General features: G+C 65.7%; 20 protein-coding genes. 15 read left to right on the top strand and 5 right to left on the bottom strand.

What is annotated here, in order from left to right; translation table 11 throughout:
* Window positions 1–308 precede the first annotated feature (308 nt).
* On the bottom strand, window positions 309–2,021 hold the full coding sequence (locus tag DBR20_RS08025; protein WP_108265813.1) for a M28 family metallopeptidase: 1,713 nt from the start codon (window positions 2,019–2,021) through the stop codon (window positions 309–311).
* A 77-nt stretch (window positions 2,022–2,098) separates the two neighbouring features.
* Window positions 2,099–2,761, bottom strand: a complete 663-nt coding sequence (locus tag DBR20_RS08030) for a hypothetical protein (protein ID WP_108265814.1) — start codon at window positions 2,759–2,761, stop codon at window positions 2,099–2,101.
* Between the two features lie 169 nt (window positions 2,762–2,930).
* On the opposite strand from DBR20_RS08030, the gene DBR20_RS08035 reads away from it, so the two are divergent.
* Both DBR20_RS08035 and DBR20_RS08040 read left to right on the top strand, forming a co-directional pair.
* Complete coding sequence (locus tag DBR20_RS08035; protein WP_258223253.1) at window positions 2,931–4,163, top strand: peptidoglycan DD-metalloendopeptidase family protein; 1,233 nt, start codon at window positions 2,931–2,933, stop codon at window positions 4,161–4,163.
* 107 nt (window positions 4,164–4,270) lie between these two features.
* A complete protein-coding gene (locus tag DBR20_RS08040; RefSeq protein WP_108265816.1) occupies window positions 4,271–5,728 on the top strand; it encodes a S41 family peptidase in 1,458 nt (485 codons plus the stop codon).
* Between the two features lie 86 nt (window positions 5,729–5,814).
* Here DBR20_RS08040 and DBR20_RS08045 read toward each other — a convergent pair whose 3' ends face one another.
* Window positions 5,815–6,507: a rhomboid family intramembrane serine protease gene (locus DBR20_RS08045; protein WP_025878304.1), complete on the bottom strand. Its 693-nt coding sequence runs from the start codon at window positions 6,505–6,507 to the stop codon at window positions 5,815–5,817.
* A gap of 225 nt (window positions 6,508–6,732) precedes the next feature.
* Between DBR20_RS08045 and DBR20_RS08050 the strand changes: the two genes are divergently transcribed.
* From DBR20_RS08050 to DBR20_RS08065, 5 genes are all read left to right on the top strand, one after another.
* Window positions 6,733–8,085 (top strand): outer membrane protein transport protein, encoded by a 1,353-nt coding sequence (locus DBR20_RS08050; protein ID WP_108265817.1) that lies wholly within the window; start codon window positions 6,733–6,735, stop codon window positions 8,083–8,085.
* 138 nt (window positions 8,086–8,223) lie between these two features.
* A complete protein-coding gene (gene pnuC / locus DBR20_RS08055) occupies window positions 8,224–8,823 on the top strand; it encodes a nicotinamide riboside transporter PnuC (RefSeq protein WP_108265818.1) in 600 nt (199 codons plus the stop codon).
* Entirely contained in the window at window positions 8,810–9,055 is a 246-nt protein-coding gene (locus DBR20_RS22810; protein WP_258223251.1) for a hypothetical protein, read from the top strand. The genes pnuC and DBR20_RS22810 overlap by 14 nt, the downstream gene beginning before the upstream one ends.
* Before the next feature lie 48 nt (window positions 9,056–9,103).
* The gene (locus tag DBR20_RS08060; protein ID WP_258223252.1) at window positions 9,104–9,877 is read left to right on the top strand and encodes an AAA family ATPase; all 774 of its coding nucleotides are present in this window, start codon (window positions 9,104–9,106) and stop codon (window positions 9,875–9,877) included.
* A gap of 222 nt (window positions 9,878–10,099) precedes the next feature.
* The gene (locus DBR20_RS08065; protein ID WP_146186973.1) at window positions 10,100–10,690 is read left to right on the top strand and encodes a hypothetical protein; all 591 of its coding nucleotides are present in this window, start codon (window positions 10,100–10,102) and stop codon (window positions 10,688–10,690) included.
* Window positions 10,691–10,744: 54 nt separating this feature from the next.
* On the opposite strand, the gene putA is transcribed toward DBR20_RS08065, so the two are convergent.
* Entirely contained in the window at window positions 10,745–13,963 is a 3,219-nt protein-coding gene (gene putA / locus DBR20_RS08070) for a bifunctional proline dehydrogenase/L-glutamate gamma-semialdehyde dehydrogenase PutA (protein WP_108265820.1), read from the bottom strand.
* Window positions 13,964–14,236: 273 nt separating this feature from the next.
* Here putA and DBR20_RS08075 point away from each other — a divergent pair, with 273 nt between their 5' ends.
* The 6 genes from DBR20_RS08075 to DBR20_RS08100 all read left to right on the top strand — a co-directional run bounded on the left by DBR20_RS08075 (window position 14,237) and on the right by DBR20_RS08100 (window position 19,084).
* On the top strand, window positions 14,237–14,713 hold the full coding sequence (locus DBR20_RS08075) for a DUF2244 domain-containing protein (protein WP_089238213.1): 477 nt from the start codon (window positions 14,237–14,239) through the stop codon (window positions 14,711–14,713).
* Window positions 14,714–14,724: 11 nt separating this feature from the next.
* Window positions 14,725–15,681, top strand: coding sequence for a cytochrome c oxidase subunit II (gene coxB / locus DBR20_RS08080; RefSeq protein ID WP_100461560.1), 957 nt, complete (start codon window positions 14,725–14,727; stop codon window positions 15,679–15,681).
* A 61-nt stretch (window positions 15,682–15,742) separates the two neighbouring features.
* Window positions 15,743–17,350: a cytochrome c oxidase subunit I gene (ctaD, locus tag DBR20_RS08085; RefSeq protein ID WP_025878294.1), complete on the top strand. Its 1,608-nt coding sequence runs from the start codon at window positions 15,743–15,745 to the stop codon at window positions 17,348–17,350.
* Window positions 17,351–17,358: 8 nt separating this feature from the next.
* The gene (locus DBR20_RS08090) at window positions 17,359–17,607 is read left to right on the top strand and encodes a hypothetical protein (RefSeq protein WP_108265821.1); all 249 of its coding nucleotides are present in this window, start codon (window positions 17,359–17,361) and stop codon (window positions 17,605–17,607) included.
* Window positions 17,604–18,194 (top strand): cytochrome c oxidase assembly protein, encoded by a 591-nt coding sequence (locus DBR20_RS08095; RefSeq protein ID WP_025878292.1) that lies wholly within the window; start codon window positions 17,604–17,606, stop codon window positions 18,192–18,194. The genes DBR20_RS08090 and DBR20_RS08095 overlap by 4 nt, the downstream gene beginning before the upstream one ends.
* A 14-nt stretch (window positions 18,195–18,208) precedes the next feature.
* The gene (locus tag DBR20_RS08100) at window positions 18,209–19,084 is read left to right on the top strand and encodes a cytochrome c oxidase subunit 3 (RefSeq protein ID WP_049468562.1); all 876 of its coding nucleotides are present in this window, start codon (window positions 18,209–18,211) and stop codon (window positions 19,082–19,084) included.
* Window positions 19,085–19,137: 53 nt separating this feature from the next.
* On the opposite strand, the gene DBR20_RS08105 is transcribed toward DBR20_RS08100, so the two are convergent.
* Window positions 19,138–19,356 (bottom strand): twin transmembrane helix small protein, encoded by a 219-nt coding sequence (locus DBR20_RS08105; protein ID WP_089238223.1) that lies wholly within the window; start codon window positions 19,354–19,356, stop codon window positions 19,138–19,140.
* A gap of 57 nt (window positions 19,357–19,413) precedes the next feature.
* Here DBR20_RS08105 and DBR20_RS08110 point away from each other — a divergent pair, with 57 nt between their 5' ends.
* Window positions 19,414–20,130 carry an SURF1 family protein gene (locus DBR20_RS08110; RefSeq protein ID WP_108265822.1) on the top strand — a complete coding sequence of 239 codons (717 nt, stop codon included), beginning with the start codon at window positions 19,414–19,416 and terminating at the stop codon, window positions 20,128–20,130.
* Window positions 20,131–20,180: 50 nt separating this feature from the next.
* On the top strand, window positions 20,181–20,750 hold the full coding sequence (locus DBR20_RS08115) for a hypothetical protein (RefSeq protein WP_089238227.1): 570 nt from the start codon (window positions 20,181–20,183) through the stop codon (window positions 20,748–20,750).
* Window position 20,751 lies beyond the last annotated feature (1 nt).

Below are 20,751 nucleotides of genomic sequence, written 5' to 3' on the forward strand. Positions count from 1 at the left end.
CCGAACTCGGAAGTGAAACGTAGCTGCGCCGATGGTAGTGTGGCCTAAGCCATGCGAGAGTAGGTCATCGCCAGGGTTTACATCCAAAACCCCGCTGCTCACGCAGCGGGGTTTTTCTTTGTGCGCGATAAACCAAGGGTAGTGCCGGCCGCTGGCCGGCAGATGCGTGGATGCGCCTGCCGCGTACAGCGCTGCCAACCAAGGTTGGCAACTACCAACGGCGGGGCTGGATGTGCCCTCCACACACGCACAAAAAAAGCGGTGCCCTTGCGGGCACCGCTCCGATTGCTTCACTGCCCGGCCGGACGTTACTTCGTCGCGGCGGGGGCCTTGCCCTTCATCATCGTGTCGCGTGCAGCCTTGAACGGATTGCCTTCGTACCAGTTCGGCCAACGATCGCCGCCGGCCAGTTCCTTGCCGACGCCGTACATCAGCTGCAGGTCCTCGACCGTGCCATCCAGCTTCCAGGTCGCCGCGTCATACTCGTCCTTCGGGCCGTGGTAGCGGTTGGAACCGTAGTCGGCGGCCGCCTTGCGGCCCGCCTCGACGCCACCGTCGCGCAGGTCCTCACCGCCGTCGGCATACAGCGCCGGCACACCCGCCTTGGCGAAGTTGAAGTGATCCGAACGGAAGTAAAAGCCACTCTGCACCGAGGTCTCGCCGTGCAGGGTGCGATCCTGGGCTGCAGCCAGCGGCTTGAGGATGTCTTCCAGCTCGGAACTGCCGAAGCCGGTCACCGTCACGTCCTTGGCACGACCGGCCACCGACATCGCATCGATGTTGATGACACCGGCGATCTTGTCCAGCGGGAAGGTCGGGTGGGTGACGTAGTACTTCGAACCCAGCAGACCGGACTCTTCCAGGGTCACCGCCAGGAACACCACCGAACGCTCCGGCTTCGGTTCCTGATGGGTCATGGCCTCGGCCACCTCAAGGATGCCAGCCACGCCGGTCGCGTTGTCGACGGCACCGTTGTAGATGTTGTCGCCCTGTTCGCCCTCGTGCTTGCCGAGGTGGTCCCAGTGCGCCATGTACAGCACGGCCTCATCGGCGCGCTTGCTGCCAGGCAGCACACCCATCACGTTGCGCGACTGCTTCTGCGCGACCTTGCTCTTCAGGTCCACCGAGGCGATTGCCTTCAGCGGCACCGGCTTGAAGCCGCGCTTGCTGGCATCCTTGTAGGCCTGGTCCAGATCCAGCCCGGCGCCGGCGAACAGCGCCTTGGCGGCGTCGGCGCTCAACCAGCCCTGCACCGGCAGGCGCGGTTCGGCGTCGTCCTTGGCCGGCAGGTCGTACTGCGGGCCCGCCCAGGAGTTCTTCACCACGTCCCAGCCGTAGGAAGCGCCCGCGGTGTCATGCACGATCAGTGCGGCGGCGGCACCCTTGCGCGCGGCTTCCTCGAACTTGTAGGTCCAGCGGCCGTAGTAGGTCATGCGCTTGCCGTCGAACAGCTTTTCGTCATCGACATGGAAGCCCGGGTCGTTGACGAACATCACCACCGTCTTGCCCTTCCAGTCCTGGCCGGCGTAATCGTTCCACTTCTGCTCCGGTGCATCCACGCCGTAGCCGACGAAGACGAGGTCACTGGCATCGACCTTCACTTCTGTCTGGCCGGTACGGGTGCCCACCACCATGTCGGTGCCGAACTTCAGTTCGCGGGTCTTGCCGCCCTGGTTGAGCGTGAGCACGGTCGATTCATCAGCCGTGGTCTCGGTCATCGGCACGTCCTGGAACCAGCTGTCGCCGTTGCCGGGCTGCAGGCCGATGCGCTGCATCTGGTCGCGGATGTAGTTGACCGTCAGTTCTTCACCCTTGCTGCCGGGTGAGCGACCTTCGAACTCGTCTGAGGCCAGGGTCTTCACCATCTCGGCAAAGTCGGCGGCGTTGATCGCGGCTGAGAACGTGTGCGGGGCCGGCTTGGCGGTGCTGTCGGCGCTGGGCGCCGGCGCCGGGGTGTCTTCGCCTTTGCAGGCGCTGAGCGCGGCCGCAGCGGCCAGGCACAGGAGGAGTTTGCGGGGCATCATCGGTTCCTGGAAACACAAGGGACGGCCGCGCAGCAGGCGCGACCGGTATCGGCAGTATCGCCCAAGCCGCAGGCTCAGTCGGCCGGGGCGGTATCGGTATCGAAGGGGATCGGATCGGCGCCGGTGACCGCGCCGATGCGTGCACTGCGGTGGACATACAGCACCACTTCGCGCTCGAACAGCAGGCTGCCGTTGACCACGGCATTCGGACCGATGATGACCCGCGGCTTGCGACTGGCCGTCAGCGAGACACTGAAGTTCGGCTTGCGCACATGCACGCCACCGCCGACCTGCGAGCCGATGCCGATGGTGATGTCGCCGTTGACGGTCTCCACGTCCTTGCGCACGCGGCTGCCGACCAGGCCGATGCCGCCGTTGACGGTTTCCACGCCACCTTCGATCTGGCTGCCCTGGTCGCTGAAGATGCTGCCGTTGACCGTGCTGACATCGCCATGGGCCGTCACTTCGCGGCCCATGCGGATGCCGCCGTTGACGGTCTCGATGCTGCCGGTGCGGGCCCGATCGGCGACCTTGACGCCGCCGTTGACGGTATCGATGCTGCCGGTTTCCACGCCTTCGCCGACACGGATGCCGCCATTGACGGTGTCCAGCTTGCCGTAGCGCTGGCCCGGATCGGCACTGATGCTGCCGTTGACCTTGCTGACGTCGGCCTGGGCCCAGGCCGGGCCACTGGCCAGTGCAATGCCCAACAGCAGCGGAATGGAGAGAGCTTTCATGGGAACCTCGTTGTTGTGCGGCTGGCAGGCCGCGTGCGGAGATGTCACCATTCCCCGCACGTCTCCGCATCTGCCTGAAGTCACTGGAAAGCCCTTGCGCAACAACGTCTTCCCCTCACGCCGGCATCACATCGCCACCCTGCGCGGTGGACGTTGCCTGTTGCTGGGAATGGCGCTTGCCCTGGCGCTGCCATTGCCGGGCGCGGCCCAGACCGCTTCGACCCGCGAGGCCGAGCGCAAGCTGCAGAAGCTGCGCAGCGAGCTGAAGGGCGTGGCGCAGGAGCGCCGGCAGATCGAGGGCCAGCGCGGACAGGCGTCGCAGCAACTGCGCGAGGCCGATGAAAAAGTCGCACGCAGTGGCCGCACGTTGGCCCAGACCGAATCGGCGTTGCGTGAGCAGGCCCAGGCGCTGGCCCAGGCCGAGCAGCGTCGCAATGCATTGCAGTCCAACCTGGAAAAACAGAATCGCGAACTGGCGGGCCTGTTGCGTGCGGCCTACCAGCTTGGCAACCACGCCCCGCTGAAGCTGCTGCTTTCGCAGGACACGGTGGCCGATGCCAACCGTGCGCTGGCCTATCACCGCTACCTGCAGCGCGAGCGTGCGCAGCGCATCACCACGCTGACGGCCGATCTGAAGGAGCTGGAGACACTGCAGACGCAGATCGCCCAACGCCAGCAGCACCTGCAGGGTACCCAGCGGGAGCAGAAGCAGCAGGTCGCCACGCTCGCGTCGGACCGTCGCGAACGCGCGCAGACCGTGGCGTCGCTGGAAGAACGCTTCAAGGACAAGCGCGAGAAGGAACAGGCACTGGGCCAGGATGCCAAGGCGCTGGAAACCCTGTTGGCCAACCTGCGCGCCGCCGCGGCCCGTGCCGAGGCCGAGCGCCGTGCCGCCGCCCGCAAGGCTGCCGCCGAAAAAGCCGCCGCCGAGCGCGCGGCCCGACAGGCGGCCGCAGCAGGCCGCCCGCCGCCGCCGCCGACCAAGGTTCCCCCGGCGGTTGCCTCGGCGCCAGCGCCGAAGGTCGGGGGCCTGGGTTGGCCACTGTCGGGCAATCTGCTGGCCCGCTATGGCGGCAAGCTGCCGGATGGCCGCACCAGCAGCGGCGTGTTGATCGGCGCACCTGCCGGAAGCACCGTCACCGCCGTGGCCGACGGCACCGTGGTGTTCTCCGATTGGATGACCGGCTACGGCATGATCCTGATTGTCGACCATGGCAATGGCTACATGAGCCTGTACGCCCACAACGACACCCTGCTGAAGGATGCCGGCGCGCGGGTCAGCCGTGGCGACGCGGTGGCCAAGGTAGGCAACTCCGGTGGCCAGGGCGTGACGGCGCTGTACTTCGAGCTGCGCCGTGGTGGGCAACCGGTCAATCCGGACAGCTGGCTGCAGCGGCGCTGAATTCCGGCTGGCCGCACAAGGCCGGATTCAACGGGAATTTAGCCACGCTTCGCGCATAATCGGTGCATGTGCCTTGGGCACGATGCCATCGTCGACAGGAGTGATCCATGCGCGCAGCCCGTACCGCCACCCTCTTGCTGGCTCTGTTGCCGGCCCTGTCCTGGGCCCAGCAGACCGCCCCCATCCCGTTGAAGGAAACTCCCGGGAAGGCGGCGAGCAGCGAGGAGGCGGTGACCTCGAAGGTGCCGCTGGACGATATCCGCCGCTTCGTGGCCGTCTACAACGCGGTGCGCGCGGCCTATGTCGATCCGGTCGATGACAACAAGCTGATGCAGTCGGCCGTGCGCGGGCTGCTGCTCGACCTCGATCCGCACAGCACCTACTTCAACAAGGAAGATGCAGAGGCGTTCGACGAGCAGGCCAACGGCGCTTACGAAGGCATCGGCGTCGAGCTGCAGCAGCAGCCGGACAACGCCAGCATGAAGGTGATCTCGCCGATCGACGACACTCCGGCGGCCAAGGCCGGCATCCTCGCCGGCGACCTGATCATCGCCATCGATGGCAAGCCGATCAGCGCGATCGATGCCAGCGAACCACTGCGCGGCCCGGCGGGCAGCAAGGTGGTGCTGACCATCGTCCGCGACGGCAAGCCCAAGCCCTTCGACGTCAGCCTGACCCGGCAGACGATCCGCGTGACCAGCGTGCGCAGCCGCCTGCTGGAGCCGGGTTATGGCTACATCCGTCTGAGCACCTTCCAGGCCGACACCGGCTCTGATTTCCAGAAGCACCTGCAGCAGCTGCAGAAGCAGTCCGGTGGCAACCTCAAGGGGCTGGTGCTGGATCTGCGCAGCAATCCGGGTGGTCTGTTGACCGCTGCCGTGCAGGTAGCCGATGACCTGCTCGACAAGGGCAACATCGTCAGTACCCGTGGCCGCATCAGTATCAGCGATGCACGCTTCGACGCCACCCCGGGCGACCTGCTGAAGGGCGCGCCGGTGGTGGTGCTGGTCGATGCCGGTTCGGCCAGTGCCTCGGAAGTGCTGGCCGGTGCGTTGCGCGACAACAAGCGTGCGCGCGTGATCGGCAGCCGCACCTTCGGCAAGGGCTCGGTGCAGACCGTGCTGCCGTTGGACAACGGCGATTCGGTAAAGCTGACCACGGCGCGTTATTACACGCCCAGCGGCAAATCGATCCAGGCCACCGGCATCGTGCCGGAAGTGGAATTGAAGGCCGCACCGCGCCCGGAAGACGAGGCCTTGCCGGCCAGCCTGAGTGATTACAGTGAAGCGACCCTGCCGGGCCACCTGCGCGGTGACGAGGAAGGCACCGAGGGCTATCACGCAGGCGCCGTGTTGCCGGGTGATGGCCCGATCAACGACGCGCTGGCCGAGCTGAAGAACCCGGGTTCGGTGGCGGCGCGCTTGAAGGCGGAAGCCGCGAAGGCCGAAGCGGACAAGGCCGCGAAGGCCGCCGCCAAGCCTGCGCCGAAGGCGGAGCCGAAGCCCGAAGCGAAGCCGGAAGCGAAGCCGGAAGCGAAGCCTGCTGAGATCCCGGCCAAGCCTTGATTCTGTAGCGTCGAGCCATGTTCGACTGATGTCAGAACGCCGCCCGGGCATGACTCGGGCGTTTCGCGGAACGCGGCAAGCGGACGCTAGAACCCGTGCCGCTTGCGCAGTCGCCGTGCGATCGCCGCGCGCACGTACATGCCGTACACCACGCCGAATACGAAGCCGCCGATGTGCGCCCACCAGGCGACCATGCCGAAGGTCGGGCCGATGTAGGCGAACACCACCTGCAGCGCCGCCCACACGCCGATCAGCAGATAGGCCGGGGCGCGTACGAATTCCAGGAACAGCCCCAGCGGAATCACCACGCCCAGGCGCGCGCCGGGAAACAGCGCCAGATAGGCGCCGATCAATGCCGACACCGCACCGCTGGCGCCGATGATGATCTGGTCCGGGCTGCCCATGGTGTAGATCGCGACCAGGTTCGAGATCGCCCCGCCCACCAGGAACAGCAGCAGCAACCGCCATGGGCCCAGCACCCGCTCGGCCGGCAGGCCGAAGATCAGCAGGAACACCAGGTTGCCCAGCAGGTGCGACCAGTCGGCGTGCAGGAACAGGGCGGTGAACAGGCGCAGCACGCTGCCGTCCTGCAGGGTCGCCCACCAGTCCAGCGGGTGGGTCAGGCCGGTGGACAGGGCGCCCCAGTCCAGCCACAGGCTTCCGCGGGCGTCGTCCGGGCGCGAGATCGACCACAGGAATGCCAGCCACAGTGCCGCAAACAGCACGGGTGTAGCCCAGCGCAGGGTCGCCTTCTTGCGCGAGGGGAGGGAGACGAACATGGCGTAAGCCTAGCGCGAGGGCGCTTTTGGCGGGGAAAGTCCTGTTCAGCTTTTGCGGCGAAAAAAGCGCCGCCGCTGTTATTGTTTCATTAACGGCTCTGGGTAATACTCGCATACGGCGTCGTATGTCGGGAGGGGAATCCGGCGCGCTTCGAAGGGCCATCCGGCCTGACGGGCGCAGGCGCACTCAGAGCACCATCACCGCTTACCGGAGAGAGAACTACGATGCAAACTGCTTCCACCATTGCCCGCCTGACCCTGCTGGCCGTCGGCGTTGCCGGTGCGCTGGCCGCCGCCGACGCCAACGCCGCCGCTTTCCAGCTGAAGGAAAACAGCGCCAAGGGCCTGGGCCGCGCCTTCGCCGGTTCCGGCAGCGCCGAGGGCGACGCTTCCATCATCGCCGTCAACCCGGCCGGTATGCGCCAGCTCGACGGCACCATGGTCCAGGGCGACCTGAGCGCCATCAGCTTCAAGGCGGAGTTCAAGGGCTCCGGCCGCAAGCCGACCGGTGCCGCACAGACCGGCGGTGATGGCGGCGACGCCGGCATGATCGCCCCGGTTCCGGCGGCGTACTTCCACATGCCGATCGGTGAGAAGGCGCACTTCGGTGTGTCGCTGACCGCACCGTTCGGTTTCAAGACCCAGTACGACAATGCCTGGGTGGGCCGTTACAGCGGCCTGAAGACCGACCTGAAGGCCATCGATCTTGGCTTCGCCGCGTCGTATGACGTCAACCCGTATGTATCCTTCGGTGCATCGGTGTTCGTCGAGCACCTGACCATCGAACTGAGCAACAACATCGACTTTGGCACCGCGCTGGCGCAGGCCCGCGTGCCGGGCTACGCCCCGGGCAGCGCCGACGGCAAGTTGACCGTGGAAGGTGACAACAACGCTGTAGGCTGGACCGTCGGCGGTCTGTTCAGCCCCGATGAAAACACCCACATCGGTATCAGCTACCGTTCCAAGGTCGAGCACAAGATCACCGGCGGTGATGCCACCTTCGACATGCCCAGCGACAATGGCCGTACCGCGACCATTCTGGGTCTGACCCAGCCGGGCCGTTTCGTCAGCACCAGCGGCAAGGCCACGGTCACCCTGCCGGCCTCGGCTACCCTGAGCGTGACCCACAAGGTCAACGATCGCTGGACCGTGATGGGTGACGTGACCCGCACTGCCTGGTCGACCGCGTTCGACAACGTCACCATCGACTACGCTTCGGCACAGCCGGACTCAGTGCTGGAATTCGGCTATCGCGACACCACCTTCGTTTCGCTGGGTGCTGATTTCAAGCTGAGCGATACGGTCACCCTGCGTGGCGGCGTGGCGCTGGACCAGACCCCCACCACCGATGCCCACCGCGACGTGCGCGTGCCCGATACCAGCCGCAAGTGGCTGTCGCTGGGCGTAGGCTGGACCCCGTCGGAGAATACCGAATACAACTTCGGCTACACCCACCTGTTCACCAGCGACCCGAACGTGAACATCCCGGCGACCACCAACAACCAGGGCAACTCGCTCAACGGCAAGTACAAGGTCCGTGGCGACGTGCTGGCTGCTTCGTTCCAGTACAAGTTCTGATTCCGGCGATAGCCTGAAGCAGTACGAAGGAGGCCCCGCGCAAGCGGGGCTTCTTTTTTTCCAGGGATCTGCATCCACGCATGACGTGGATCTACTGGCTCAATCACGCAGGGCGCGGATCTACGCGACAATGGCGCGATGAACCTGTCCGACCCGAACTTCCAGCTGGAGCTGGCCGCCAACATCGCCGTTGCCGGCTCGATCCTGCTGGCCGGTCGCAACAACGTGCATACGTGGTGGCTGGGTATCGTCGGCTGTGCGCTGTTCGCGGTGGTGTTCGAGCGCTCGCATCTGTACGCGGACATGGTGCTGCAGTTCTTCTTCGTGGTCATCAGCGTGTTCGGCTGGTGGCAATGGCTGCGTGGTGACCATGGTGCGCCGCTGCAGATCACCCGCTTGCCTGCACGCGCGTGGAGCTGGCTGCTGCCGTTGGCGGTGCTGGCGACCTTCGGCTACGGCTGGATGCTGACCCGGCTGACTAACGCCTATGCGCCGTACATCGATTCGGCGGTGCTGGTGCTGAGCGTGATCGCGCAGATCCTGATGATGCGGCGCAAGCTGGAATCATGGTGGGTATGGCTGCTGGTCAACACCATCGCGGTGCCGCTGTACTACAGCCGTGGCCTGCATCTGACGTCGATCCTGTACGTCGGCTTCTGGATCAACGCACTGGTGGCGCTGCGTCACTGGCGGCACCTGATGCGGGATGAGGCCAGGGCGGCCGATGTTGTTGCCTGAGCACGCTGCGCGGGGCCTGGTGGTCGGCAAGTTCTGCCCGCTGCACCTTGGCCACGAGCGCCTGATCGAATTCGCCTCTACACGCTGCGCGCAGCTGCTGGTGATCGGCTGGTCGCAACCGGGCTTTGCCGGCTACAGCGCAGAGCGCCGCGAACGCTGGCTGCGCGTGCGCTTTCCGCAGGCCACCATCGCGGTACTCGATGATGTGCGTCTGGCGGCGATGTGCGAGTAGCAGGGGGTACCGGTACGCAAGCTGCCACAGGACGGTGACGACGAGCAGATGCAGCGCGCGTTCACCGCATGGCTGTGCATGACGCTGTTCGGCGGGCCGGTGCAGGCGGTGTTTACCGGTGAAGACTATGGTGACGGCTTCGCGCAGGCGCTGGCTGCGCGCTTCGGCACGCCGGTACGCCATGAGCGCCTGGAGCGCACCCTGGATGTCGGGCAGGCCTGCGGTACCCAGTTGCGCGCCGATCCGCATGTGCATAGGCACAGCCTGAGTCCGTCGGTGTATGCCGACCATGTGCAGCGGGTGGCGTTCATCGGCGGTGAGTCCACTGGCAAGAGCACGCTGGCGCGGGTGCTGGCCGAACGCCAGGGCACGGCATGGGTGCCGGAGTTCGGGCGCACGTTGTGGGAGCAGCAGGGCGGCGAGCTGCAGGCGCCGGATCTGCTGCGCATCGCTGCGACCCAGCCACAGCACGAGGACCAGGCCGCGCAGCACGCGCATCGTTGGCTGTTCTGCGACACCACGCCATTGGTGACGCTGGGCTACAGCGGCTGGATGTTCGGCACAGCGCCCGAGCCGCTGCAGCGGGCCGCAGCGCGTGCGTACGACCTGCTGTTCCTGTGTGCCCCGGATATTCCGTTCGAGCAGGATGGGACGCGTGTGGGGCAGGAATTCCGCATGCAGCAACACGCGTGGTATCTGCAGCAGTTGCAGGCGCGTGGGATGGAATACGTGCTGCTGGAAGGTGACCTGGAAGCGCGTACCGCGCGCGTGCAGGCGGAGCTGGCAAAGCGTGCGGACAACCGGTTCAGTGTTCTTGCGTGATCGGCCAGCTGTTGCGATCTGGCATGGCTGTCCTCAGCATCCAGACCGGGAGGGCTCAAGTAGTGGCAAGTGCGACCAGCCATGACGGGTCTGCCTCCTGACGATGCGAAGGGGAGGCCTTAGCCTGATTTCCCTATGAATATCCCCTCACTTTCGCCGAGAACCGTGCGGCTTCGCTGTTCCCTCCTGCTCCTGCTTGTGCCGGCTGCCAGCATCCCGGCCATGGCGGCAGCTGACTTTGCAGAGTGCTTCGTGCTCAAGCCGGGGGTTTCCTGGTCCAACGGTCAGTACAGCTTTTCCACGGCGACGGCCTCCTTCGGAGGTAAACCCAGCATGGTCGCGATTACCCACGGAGATGGAGTCAGGACCGCAGAGTACTTCGACCCTTCCGGTCGCGTACTTCTGGCCGAAATCCAGTACGGAATCGCAGGGTTCGGCGGAGATCCTGCCAAGGCAGCGATAACCGACGAGTACGATGCCATGCCCACCTTCCCGCAGCGTGCCAAGCCCGGAGAACAGTTCCATCGTTCTGGAAAGGGCGTACGTTTCCTGGCCTCAGAGCCTGGTGAAGCGCCAGAGGCAATCGAGTATCGGGGGATGTCCAACTTCACCTTCGTCGGTTTCGTTGATCTGGAGGCGACGGTCAACGGTGTGCCGCGAACGTTTGCCAACACCTGCCACCTGAAGGCGCAGGATGCCCAGCACACGATGGAGTACTGGTATGCATCGGGCTATGGTCCGGTCCGAAAGCGAGCCTTCTCCAACGGGACACGCTTGTTCGATGACACGATCAGGCGCATCACGGAAGAATGAGCACAAAAAACCCCGCTTTCGCGGGGTTTTTCGTTCACTGCATGACGCCTGGAATCAGTCGCCCAGGGTCAGCAGCGAGGCGTTGCCGCCGGCGGCGGTGGTGTTCACCGTCACCGTCTTCTCGGTGGCGAAGCGCAGCAGGTAGTGCGGGCCGCCAGCCTTCGGGCCGGTGCCGGACAGACCCTGGCCGCCGAACGGCTGCACGCCGACCACTGCACCGATCTGGTTGCGGTTGACGTAGACGTTGCCGACGTGGACGCCGTTGCTGATGCGGTCAACGGTCTCGTCGATGCGCGAATGCACGCCCAGGGTGAGGCCGTAGCCGGTTGCATTGATCTGGTCGATCACCGCATCGAGCTGGTCGCCCTTCCAGCGGATCACGTGCAGCACCGGCCCGAAGATTTCCTTCTGCAGCTGGCCCAGATCCTTCAGCTCATACGCACGCGGTGCGAAGAAGGTGCCGTTGGCCGCTTCGGCGGACAGTTCGGCAGCCGCGATCAGGCGCGCTTCGCGGTCCATGCGCACGGCGTGGTCCTGCAGGATCTGCAGTGCGTCGGCATCGATCACCGGACCGACGTCGGTGGACAGCAGGCCCGGGTTGCCGACTTTCAGTTCCTTCATTGCGCCGGCCAGCATGGTCATCACCTTGTCGGCGATGTCGTCCTGCACGAACAGCACGCGTGCGGCCGAGCAGCGCTGGCCCGCAGAGGTGAAGGCCGAACCGATCGCGTCCTTGACCAGCTGTTCCGGCAGCGCCGAGGAGTCGGCGATGAAAGCATTCTGGCCGCCGGTTTCGGCGATCAGCACACCGATGGCGGCATCGCGTGCAGCCATCGCGCGGTTGATCGCGCGGGCGGTGTCGGTGGAGCCGGTGAAGGCCACGCCGGCCACGCGCGGGTCGGCGGTCAGCGCAGCACCGACGGTGGCGCCGTCGCCCGGCAGGAACTGCACCACGTCGGTCGGCACGCCGGCATCGTGTAGCAGCTTCACCGCGTAATAGCCGATCAGGTTGGTCTGCTCGGCCGGCTTGGCGATGACGCTGTTGCCGGCGGCCAATGCCGCAGCCACCTGGCCCAGGAAGATCGCCAGCGGGAAGTTCCACGGGCTGATGCAGACAAACACGCCGCGGCCATGCAGCTGCAGTTCGTTGGATTCACCAGTCGGGCTGGGCAGCTTCTCGGCGTGGCTGAACTGCTCGCGCGCCTGCTTGGCGTAGTAGCGCAGGAAGTCCACCGCTTCGCGCACTTCGGCGATACCGTCGGGCAGGCTCTTGCCGGCTTCCTTCACGCACAGCGCCATGAATTCGGGCATGCGCGCTTCCAGCTGGTCGGCGGCGTGCTCGAGGATGGCGGCGCGGCTGGCGGCCGGGGTGCGGTTCCAGCCCTGCTGTGCAGCCACGGCATTGGCCAGCGCCTTCTGCACGGTGGCGGCATCGGCGGCCTGCCACTGGCCGACCACTTCACGGGTGTCGGCCGGGTTGGTCACCGGCAGCGATGCGCCGGTCGGGTTCGCGCCCGGCACCAGCGGTGCAGCCTGCCAGGGCTTCACTGCAGCGTTGAGCTGCTCGGCCAGGGCGCGCAGTTCGTTGTCGTTGGCGAGGTTGGCGCCCATGGAGTTCTTCCTGTCGTGGTTCTGGCTGCGCAGCAGGTCAACCGGCAGCGGGATCTTGGGATGCGGAATCGATTCGAACGAGGACACCATCTCGACAGGATCGCGGACCAGGTCGGCGATCGGCACGCGCTCGTCGGTGATGCGGTTGACGAAGCTGGAGTTGGCGCCGTTTTCCAGCAGGCGGCGCACCAGGTACGGCAGCAGGTCTTCATGCGAGCCCACCGGCGCATACACGCGGCACGGCAGGCCGAGGCGGTCGGCCGGCACCACTTCGGCGTACAGGTCGTCGCCCATGCCGTGCAGCTTCTGGTGCTCGTAGACGCCGCCGTTGGCGATGCTGCGCACTGCCGCGATGGTGTGCGCGTTGTGCGTGGCGAACATCGGGTAGATCGCGTCGGCATGGGTAAACAGCCGCTTGGCACACGCCAGGTAGGAAACGTCGGTGTTCTGCTTGCGGGTGAACACCGGGTAGCCGGCATAGCCTTCGATCTGCGCACGCTTGATCTCGGCGTCCCAGTAGGCGCCCTTGACCAGGCGTACCTGCAGGCGACGACCGGCGCGGCGGGCCATGTCGGCCAGGTGGTCGATCGTGTACGGCGTACGCTTCTGGTAAGCCTGCACGACCACGCCGAAGCCATCCCAGCCGGCCAGCGAGGCATCGCCGAATACCTGCTCGATGATGTCCAACGACAGTTCCAGGCGATCCGACTCTTCGGCGTCGACGGTGCAGCCGATGCCGTAGCTCTTGGCCAGCTGCGCCAGTTCCAGCACACCGGGCACGAGATCCTTCAGCACGCGCGCGCGCTTGGCGTGCTCGTAGCGCGGGTACAGCGCCGACAGCTTGATGGAGATGCCCGGCGCGTTGTTGACGTCGCCATCGGCACGGCCACCACGCGCCTTGTGGTCACCACCGATGGCGTGGATCGCACGACGGTAGTCTTCCAGGTAGCGCAGGGCGTCCTTCATGGTCAGCGCGCCTTCGCCGAGCATGTCGAACGAGTAGCGGTAGCTGGCGCTGTCGCCCTTGTGCGAGCGTGCCAGCGCTTCGCTGATGGTGCGACCCATGACGAACTGGTGGCCCATGATCTTCATCGCCTGGCGCACGGCCAGGCGTACCACCGGCTCACCGACGCGGCCGACCAGGCGCTTGAACGCGCTGGGCGCATCGGCGCGGGTGGCGTCATTCATCTGCACCAGCTTGCCAGTCAGCATCAGGCCCCAGGTGGAGGCGTTGACCAGCACCGAGTCGCTGCCGCCGAGGTGCTTTTCCCAGTCGGCATCGGCCAGCTTGTCGCGGATCAGCTTGTCGGCCGTCTCCTGGTCCGGAATGCGCAGCAGCGCTTCGGCCACGCACATCAGCAGCACGCCTTCCTCGCTGCCCAGGTCGTACTGGCGCATGAAGGCTTCGATCGCGCCCTGGTCCTTGGCGCGCACGCGCACGCGGGCGACCAGGTCGGCGGCCAGCGCCTGCACCTTGGCCTGCTCGTCGGCCGGCAGGCGCGCCTGCGCCAGCAGTTCGCGCACATGACTGGCCTCGTCCTTCAGCCAACCATCGGTGATGGCCTGGCGGAACGGGTTGGGGGACGCCGGCAGTTCCGGCGACAGCAGCGCCGAGGGACGCGGAGCGTCGCTGGCGGCAATGGGAGAGGAAGGTGCGTTCATGCCGGTCCGGCCAGTGGAAAACTTGGCGATTTTAATCATTTTTTCGACTTCAGGAAGGCCCGCGCAGCCACCTTCATGAATGCTGATAGTCCCTAGCAGTGGTGGATTCAGCGTGTTCAGCAAAGTCTGGCAGTTTTGTGCCGAATTCGTCATCCGTGCCGTTGTGGTCATGCTGTGTTGCAGCATCGGAAAAAGTGTGAATGCACCCTTGCTACCGGCGAGAGGGCAGGGCTACCATCAAGACGTTTCCCGCGGCAGGAACGCGGTTGCGACATGATCGAGGTGCTTACAGCTCCGGATGGGTCAGGTACGCAGCTGCGACTGCGTCCCCCACGGGCGCTCGATGCCCGGCAGTTCGTCCTGTTGTTTGCTGTGTTGTCGGGAGTGATGTGGCTGGTGTCCGCCTTCGGGTGGGTGGCCGGCAATGCATTCGCTCCCCTGTTCGCGCTGCTGTACAGCCTGTTGCTGGCAGCTGCGTTGCGCGCGTTGTGGCGCAGCGGTGAACGGCAGGAGGAGATCCGGGTAGTGCCGGCGTACGTGGAGGTCATCCCCGTGCCCGGTGGATCGCCGGTGTTCCGGGCTCACCCGCATTGGGTGCGCCTGCTCACCGACGACCAGAGGGTCCGGCTGGCATCCAGCGGCCGGCAGGTGGAGGTGGGGAGTTTTCTCGCGCCGGCCGAACGTCAAACGCTTGTTGAAACGCTTGAAGATTTGCTCGCCGCCAGCGATGGCGGCAACCGACGACGCTAAGGGTCTAGGCAATGAAGCAAAGCAGAGGGTGGGGCACGAAGTGCGTTGCAATGGCCGCCGCGATGGGGGCCCTGCTGTCGATGCCGGGGACGGCGCTGGCCCAGGCGGCCGATCCAAAGCCGTGGCAGTTGAACATGGGCAAGGGGGTGACCCAGACCTCACGCCTGGCCTGGGAATCGAACAACCTCTCGTTGATCGTCTGTACGGTGATCGGCGTGATCGTGTTCGGCGCCATGGCCTACGCGATGTTCAAGTTCCGCAAGTCCAAGGGCGCAGTCGCCGCCACTTTCAGCCACAACACCAAGGCCGAGGTCATCTGGACGGTGATCCCGGTGATCATCCTGGTGGTGATGGCGTGGCCGGCCACGGCCAACCTGATCAAGATGTACGACACCCGCGATGCCGAGATGACGGTCAAGGTCACCGGCTACCAGTGGATGTGGAAGTACGAGTACCTGGGCGAGAACGTGACCTTCACCAGCCGCCTGGACCGCGAGTCCGACCGCATGCGGCAGAGTGGCAAGGTACCGACCCGCGAGAGCCATCCGCACTACCTGCTGGATGTCGACAACCGGCTGGTACTGCCGGTGGACACCAAGGTGCGGTTCGTCATCACCTCCGACGATGTGATCCACGCCTGGTGGGTGCCGGCGCTGGGCTGGAAGCAGGACGCCATTCCCGGCTTCATCAACGAAGCCTGGACCAGCATCGAGCAGCCCGGTGTCTACCGCGGCCAGTGCGCGGAGCTGTGCGGCAAGGACCATGGCTTCATGCCGATCGTGGTCGAGGCGGTGTCCAAGGAAGAGTTCAAGCAGTGGCTGGCGCAGCGCAAACCGGCGCCTGCACCCGCGACGCCCGCCGCGCCCGCCGAACCTACCGCGCCTGCCAGTGAAACGCCGGCGCAGCCTGCAGCACCGGCCGCCGCCGAGGCCGGCAACGCGCCTGCCGCGGCGGCCAGCGGAGCCTGATGTAACTGTCCGCGGCCGTGTCGCGGCCGCGGCGACAACCGATCCTGAGAGGTGTTTTGCAATGGCGCACTCGGCAGTTGGGCACGACGATCACCATCACCCGCAGAGCTTCTTCGAGCGTTGGTTCTTCTCGACCAACCACAAGGACATCGGCACGCTGTACCTGGGTTTCAGCTTCATCATGTTCGTCATCGGCGCGTTCATGAGCGTGCTGATCCGGCTGGAACTCGCCCAGCCCGGCATCCAGTACATCCGTCCGGAAATCTTCAACCAGCTGACCACCGTGCACGCTCTGGTGATGATCTTCGGCGGCGTGATGCCGGCCTTCGTCGGCCTGGCCAACTGGATGATCCCGCTGCAGATCGGCGCGCCGGACATGGCGCTGCCGCGCATGAACAACTGGTCGTTCTGGCTGTTGCCGGTGGCCTTCAGCCTGCTGCTGCTGACCTTTCTGCTGCCCGGTGGTGCGCCGGCCGGTGGCTGGACGCTGTATCCGCCACTGTCGCTGCAGGGCGGCTACAACGTCGCGTTCACCGTGTTCGCCATCCACGTGGCCGGCATCAGTTCGATCATGGGTGCGATCAACATCATCGCCACGGTACTGAACATGCGCGCGCCCGGTATCGACCTGCTGAAGATGCCGATCTTCTGCTGGGCCTGGCTGATCACCGCGTTCCTGCTGATCGCGGTGATGCCGGTGCTGGCTGGTGCAGTGACGATGCTGCTGACCGACAAGTTCTTCGGTACCAGCTTCTTCAATGCGGCCGGTGGTGGCGACCCGGTGATGTTCCAGCATATCTTCTGGTTCTTCGGCCATCCCGAGGTCTACATCATGATCCTGCCCGCCTTCGGCGTGGTCAGCGAGATCATCCCGACCTTCAGCCGCAAGCCGCTGTTCGGTTACCAGGCGATGGTCTACGCCACCGCGGCGATCGCGTTCCTGTCGTTCATCGTCTGGGCCCACCACATGTTCACCGTGGGCATGCCGCTGGGTGGCGAGATCTACTTCATGTTCGCCACCATGCTGATCTCGATCCCGACCGGGGTGAAGGTGTTCAACTGGGTCAGCACGATGTGGCGCGGTTCGCTCACCTTCGAAGCCCCCATGCTGTGGTCGGTGGCGTTCGTCATCCTGTTCACCATCGGCGGGTTCTCCGGCCTGATGCTGGCGATCGTGGCCGCCGACTTCCAGTACCACGACACCTACTTCGTGGTCGCCCACTTCCACTACGTGCTGGTGACCGGCGCGGTGTTCGCGCTGATCGCGGCGGTGTACTACTGGTGGCCGAAGTGGACCGGGCGCATGTACAGCGAGAAGTGGGCCAAGGTGCACTTCTGGTGGTCGATCGTATTCGTCAACCTGCTGTTCTTCCCGCAGCACTTCCTGGGCCTGGCCGGCATGCCGCGGCGTATCCCCGATTATTCGGTGGCGTTCGCCGACTGGAACCTGATCAGCTCGATCGGTGCGTTCGGCATGTTCGCCACGCCGTTCATGATGGCCGCGATCCTGCTGTCCTCGCTGCGCAATGGCGAGAAGGCCGAGGCGCGCTCCTGGGAAGGCGCGCGTGGCCTGGAGTGGACGCTGCCGTCGCCGGCACCGGCGCACACCTTCACCACGCCGCCGACCATCCGCCCGGGTGACCTGGCCCACGACGATATCGGTCATTGAGGTGGTGCATGCATAACGAGAGCCCGCTCCCGATCGGTAGAGTCGAGCCAAGCTCGACTAACGAAAAGCAGCCGAGCATGGCTCGGCTCTACAACACCGAAGAGCAGCCGACCAGCGCTCGGCTCCATCAGAGCGACAGCCAGATCCACGGCCTCGAGCAGCAGCGTCAGCGCGCCAAGCGCACCGCGCTGTGGGTAGGCGCGATCGCCGTGCTGGTGTACGTCGGCTTCATCCTCAGCGGCGTGATCGGTCGATGAGCGAAACGCCGGCCACCGCTCCGTCACGCAGCGCCGGCCTGCCGCGCCTGATCGGCGTTGCGGTGGTGGTGTTCCTGCTGACGTTCTCGCTGGTTCCGCTGTATCGCATCGCCTGCGAGAAGGTATTCGGCGTGCGCCTGGAACGTGGCCCGGGCAGCGAGGCCAGTACCGGTGCCGCCACTGGCAAGCGCACCGTGCGGGTGGAATTCGATGGCGGGGTCAATTCGCGGCTGCCGTGGTCGTTCCATCCCGAGCAGCTGACCATGGATGTGGTGCCTGGCGAGCTCAACGAGGCGCTGTACTTCGCCCGCAACGACAGCCAGCAGGCCGTGGTCGGCAGCGCGGTGCCCTCGGTGGCGCCGGCACGTGCGTCGGGATTCTTCAGCAAGACCGAGTGCTTCTGCTTCACCGCGCAGACCCTGCAGGCCGGCGAGAAGCGCGACATGCCGGTGCGCTTCATCGTCGATCCGGACCTGCCGCCGGAAATCCGGACGATCACCTTGTCCTACACCTTCTACCGCAACGATGCGTTGTCCGATCGGCTGGCTCCGGCCGCCACGTCGGAAGGCGCCCACGCTGCTCCCTGACCCGGATACCGACCATGGCCCAGACACCTACCGACGCCAACGTGTACTTCGTCCCGGCCCAGAGCAAATGGCCGTTCGTCGGTTCCATCGCGATGATGGTGACCATGGTTGGCGTGGCCAGCTGGCTCAATGACGCCAGCTGGGGCCGCTGGACCTTCTACATCGGCGTGGCGATGCTGGTGCTGACCCTGTTCTGGTGGTTCAGCGACGTGGTGCGCGAGTCGCAGGCCGGCAACTACAACCGGCAGGTGGACGGTTCGTTCCGGATGGGGATGGTCTGGTTCATCTTCTCCGAAGTGATGTTCTTCGGTGCCTTCTTCGGTGCGCTGTTCTACACCCGCCATCTTGGCCTGTCGTGGTTGAGCGGCGAAGGGCGCGGGGTGATGACCAACGAGCTGCTGTGGCAGGGCTACTCGGCCGGCTGGCCGACCAATGGCCCGGCAGCGATCGGTGGCGCGTTCCAGACCATTCCGGCCTGGGGCCTGCCGCTGATCAATACGCTGATCCTGCTGACCTCGGGCGTGACCCTGACCATCGCCCATCATGCGCTGAAGGCGGGCAACCGCCGCCAGCTGCTGATCTGGCTGGGCCTGACGGTATTGCTCGGCCTCGGCTTCCTGACCCTGCAGGCGGAGGAGTACATCCACGCCTACAAGGAACTGAACCTGACGCTCGGCTCGGGCATCTACGGTTCGACCTTCTTCATGCTGACCGGCTTCCACGGCGCACACGTGCTGCTGGGTACGATCATGCTGATCGTGATGTGGCTGCGGTCGGCAAAGGGACACTTCACCCGCGACAACCATTTCGCTTTCGAAGCGGCTGCGTGGTACTGGCACTTCGTCGACGTGGTGTGGCTGATGCTGTTCCTGTTCGTCTACGTGCTTTGACCGCGCAGGCGTCGGCAGCCTCAGCCGCCGGCGCTGCCTGGTCTGACGTGGGGTCAGCTGCCGATGCCGTGCGGTTTGATCCAGCCCATGTAGATGCACACGATCACCAGTACGATCAACGCCACCGACACTCCGATGCGGCGGGTCAATGCATTGACCGTGCGCTTGGTCTGGCCGCGGTCCACCAGCAGGTAATACAGGCCGGCGCCCAGATTCCAGACGATGACGATCAGAAACGCGATTACCAGCAGGGTCTTCAGCGAATCACTCATGCGCGGCTCGAGGGCAGGGTGGATGTGCCTATCTGACCGCGTTTGCGCGGACTTGTCATGATGCGCCAGCACACGCGCCTGATTGGATGGCTGATGGCGCTGCTGGCAATGGCTGGATTCACCGCGCTTGGCCTGTGGCAGCTGCAGCGCATGCACGCCAAACAGGCGTTGCTGGATGCGCAGGCCCCGGCCGTGGCGCAGGCGATGCCGTTGGCACAGGCGCTGGCCGCGCAGGGTGCGCTGCATGGCGTGGTCGATCACGGTCGCTTCCTGCCGGGCGTGGTGCTGCTGGACAACCAGACGCGCCACGGCCGCGCGGGAGTGAAGATCTATCGTCCGTTCCGCAGCGATGCGGGCAGCGTGTTGCTGGTGGACCTGGGTTGGCGCGCGCTGCCGCCCGACCGCACGTTGCCGGTGGTGGCGGCACCGCCGTCGCCGGTGGACGTGCGTGGCCTGCTGGCGCCGCCTCCCTCGGCCGGGCTGGCGCTGGGGCCGGCGTTCACCACCACCGATGTTGCAGGGCGCTGGCTGGCCAGTCGCCTTCCCGCCGATGGCTTGGCCGCCGCGCTGGGCCTGCCGTCGTTGCCCGAGCGCGTGCTGCGGCTGGATCCGGCGTTGCCGTTCGGCGATGAGCGCGATCTCGACCTGCTGCCGAACACGCTGCCGCCGCAGCGCCACCTGGGTTACGCCGTGCAGTGGTTCGGGCTGGCGCTGACCGTGCTGGTGGTAGCGCTGGTACTGGAATGGCGCAGGAGGCGGCCCGTTGCCCGGTAGTACCGGCCGCTGGCCGGCATCCCTTTCCCAACCATGAGAAAATGCCCCGCATGAACACTGCTACCTCCCCGCAGGCGCGCGGCAATGGCCGCCGGACCCTGGTGCTGCTGTTCGCCGTTTTCTTCGGGGCGATGGCGCTGGCCGCCATCCTGCGTTTCTCGGGCTGGCAGCCGACCGCGCATCGCAACAGCGGGCAATTGCTGAAGCCGCCGGTGGATCTGCGCCAGCAACCACCGACGCTGGCCAATGGCGCGGCCTACCCCTGGAACCCCGACGCGCGCACCTGGCGCCTGCTGGTGGCACCGGCCGGTGCCTGCGACGCGCAGTGCGTCACTTTGTCGCAGGGACTGGGCAAGGTGTGGCAGCTGTTCGGCCATAACGCCGATAATGTCGAAATCCTGTGGCTGGGAACGCCACCGGCGTCGATCGCCTCGCTGCCCGCGCTGCGGCCGCTGGCCCCGTCGCCAGCCCTGCGCGCGGCGCTGCCCGGCGTCGATGATCCGGCGGGTCTGCCGGTCTACGTGATCGATCCGAACGGCTTCGTGATCATGCGTCATGCCCCCGGGAGCGATCTCGGCGGCCTGCGCAAGGACATGGCCACGTTGCTGAAACTGAAGTGAG

This window comes from Stenotrophomonas sp. HMWF023 (assembly GCF_003060985.1).
Taxonomy (GTDB): Bacteria; Pseudomonadota; Gammaproteobacteria; order Xanthomonadales; family Xanthomonadaceae; genus Stenotrophomonas; species Stenotrophomonas lactitubi.

Coding starts and splice junctions, on each gene's coding strand:
- DBR20_RS08025 (WP_108265813.1), bottom strand. CDS start 2,021: ATGCCCCGCAAACTCCTCCTGTGCCTGGCCGCTGCGGCCGCGCTCAGC.
- DBR20_RS08030 (WP_108265814.1), bottom strand. CDS start 2,761: ATGAAAGCTCTCTCCATTCCGCTGCTGTTGGGCATTGCACTGGCCAGT.
- DBR20_RS08035 (WP_258223253.1), top strand. CDS start 2,931: ATGGCGCTTGCCCTGGCGCTGCCATTGCCGGGCGCGGCCCAGACCGCT.
- DBR20_RS08040 (WP_108265816.1), top strand. CDS start 4,271: ATGCGCGCAGCCCGTACCGCCACCCTCTTGCTGGCTCTGTTGCCGGCC.
- DBR20_RS08045 (WP_025878304.1), bottom strand. CDS start 6,507: ATGTTCGTCTCCCTCCCCTCGCGCAAGAAGGCGACCCTGCGCTGGGCT.
- DBR20_RS08050 (WP_108265817.1), top strand. CDS start 6,733: ATGCAAACTGCTTCCACCATTGCCCGCCTGACCCTGCTGGCCGTCGGC.
- pnuC (WP_108265818.1), top strand. CDS start 8,224: ATGAACCTGTCCGACCCGAACTTCCAGCTGGAGCTGGCCGCCAACATC.
- DBR20_RS22810 (WP_258223251.1), top strand. CDS start 8,810: ATGTTGTTGCCTGAGCACGCTGCGCGGGGCCTGGTGGTCGGCAAGTTC.
- DBR20_RS08060 (WP_258223252.1), top strand. CDS start 9,104: ATGCAGCGCGCGTTCACCGCATGGCTGTGCATGACGCTGTTCGGCGGG.
- DBR20_RS08065 (WP_146186973.1), top strand. CDS start 10,100: ATGGCGGCAGCTGACTTTGCAGAGTGCTTCGTGCTCAAGCCGGGGGTT.
- putA (WP_108265820.1), bottom strand. CDS start 13,963: ATGAACGCACCTTCCTCTCCCATTGCCGCCAGCGACGCTCCGCGTCCC.
- DBR20_RS08075 (WP_089238213.1), top strand. CDS start 14,237: ATGATCGAGGTGCTTACAGCTCCGGATGGGTCAGGTACGCAGCTGCGA.
- coxB (WP_100461560.1), top strand. CDS start 14,725: ATGAAGCAAAGCAGAGGGTGGGGCACGAAGTGCGTTGCAATGGCCGCC.
- ctaD (WP_025878294.1), top strand. CDS start 15,743: ATGGCGCACTCGGCAGTTGGGCACGACGATCACCATCACCCGCAGAGC.
- DBR20_RS08090 (WP_108265821.1), top strand. CDS start 17,359: ATGCATAACGAGAGCCCGCTCCCGATCGGTAGAGTCGAGCCAAGCTCG.
- DBR20_RS08095 (WP_025878292.1), top strand. CDS start 17,604: ATGAGCGAAACGCCGGCCACCGCTCCGTCACGCAGCGCCGGCCTGCCG.
- DBR20_RS08100 (WP_049468562.1), top strand. CDS start 18,209: ATGGCCCAGACACCTACCGACGCCAACGTGTACTTCGTCCCGGCCCAG.
- DBR20_RS08105 (WP_089238223.1), bottom strand. CDS start 19,356: ATGAGTGATTCGCTGAAGACCCTGCTGGTAATCGCGTTTCTGATCGTC.
- DBR20_RS08110 (WP_108265822.1), top strand. CDS start 19,414: ATGATGCGCCAGCACACGCGCCTGATTGGATGGCTGATGGCGCTGCTG.
- DBR20_RS08115 (WP_089238227.1), top strand. CDS start 20,181: ATGAACACTGCTACCTCCCCGCAGGCGCGCGGCAATGGCCGCCGGACC.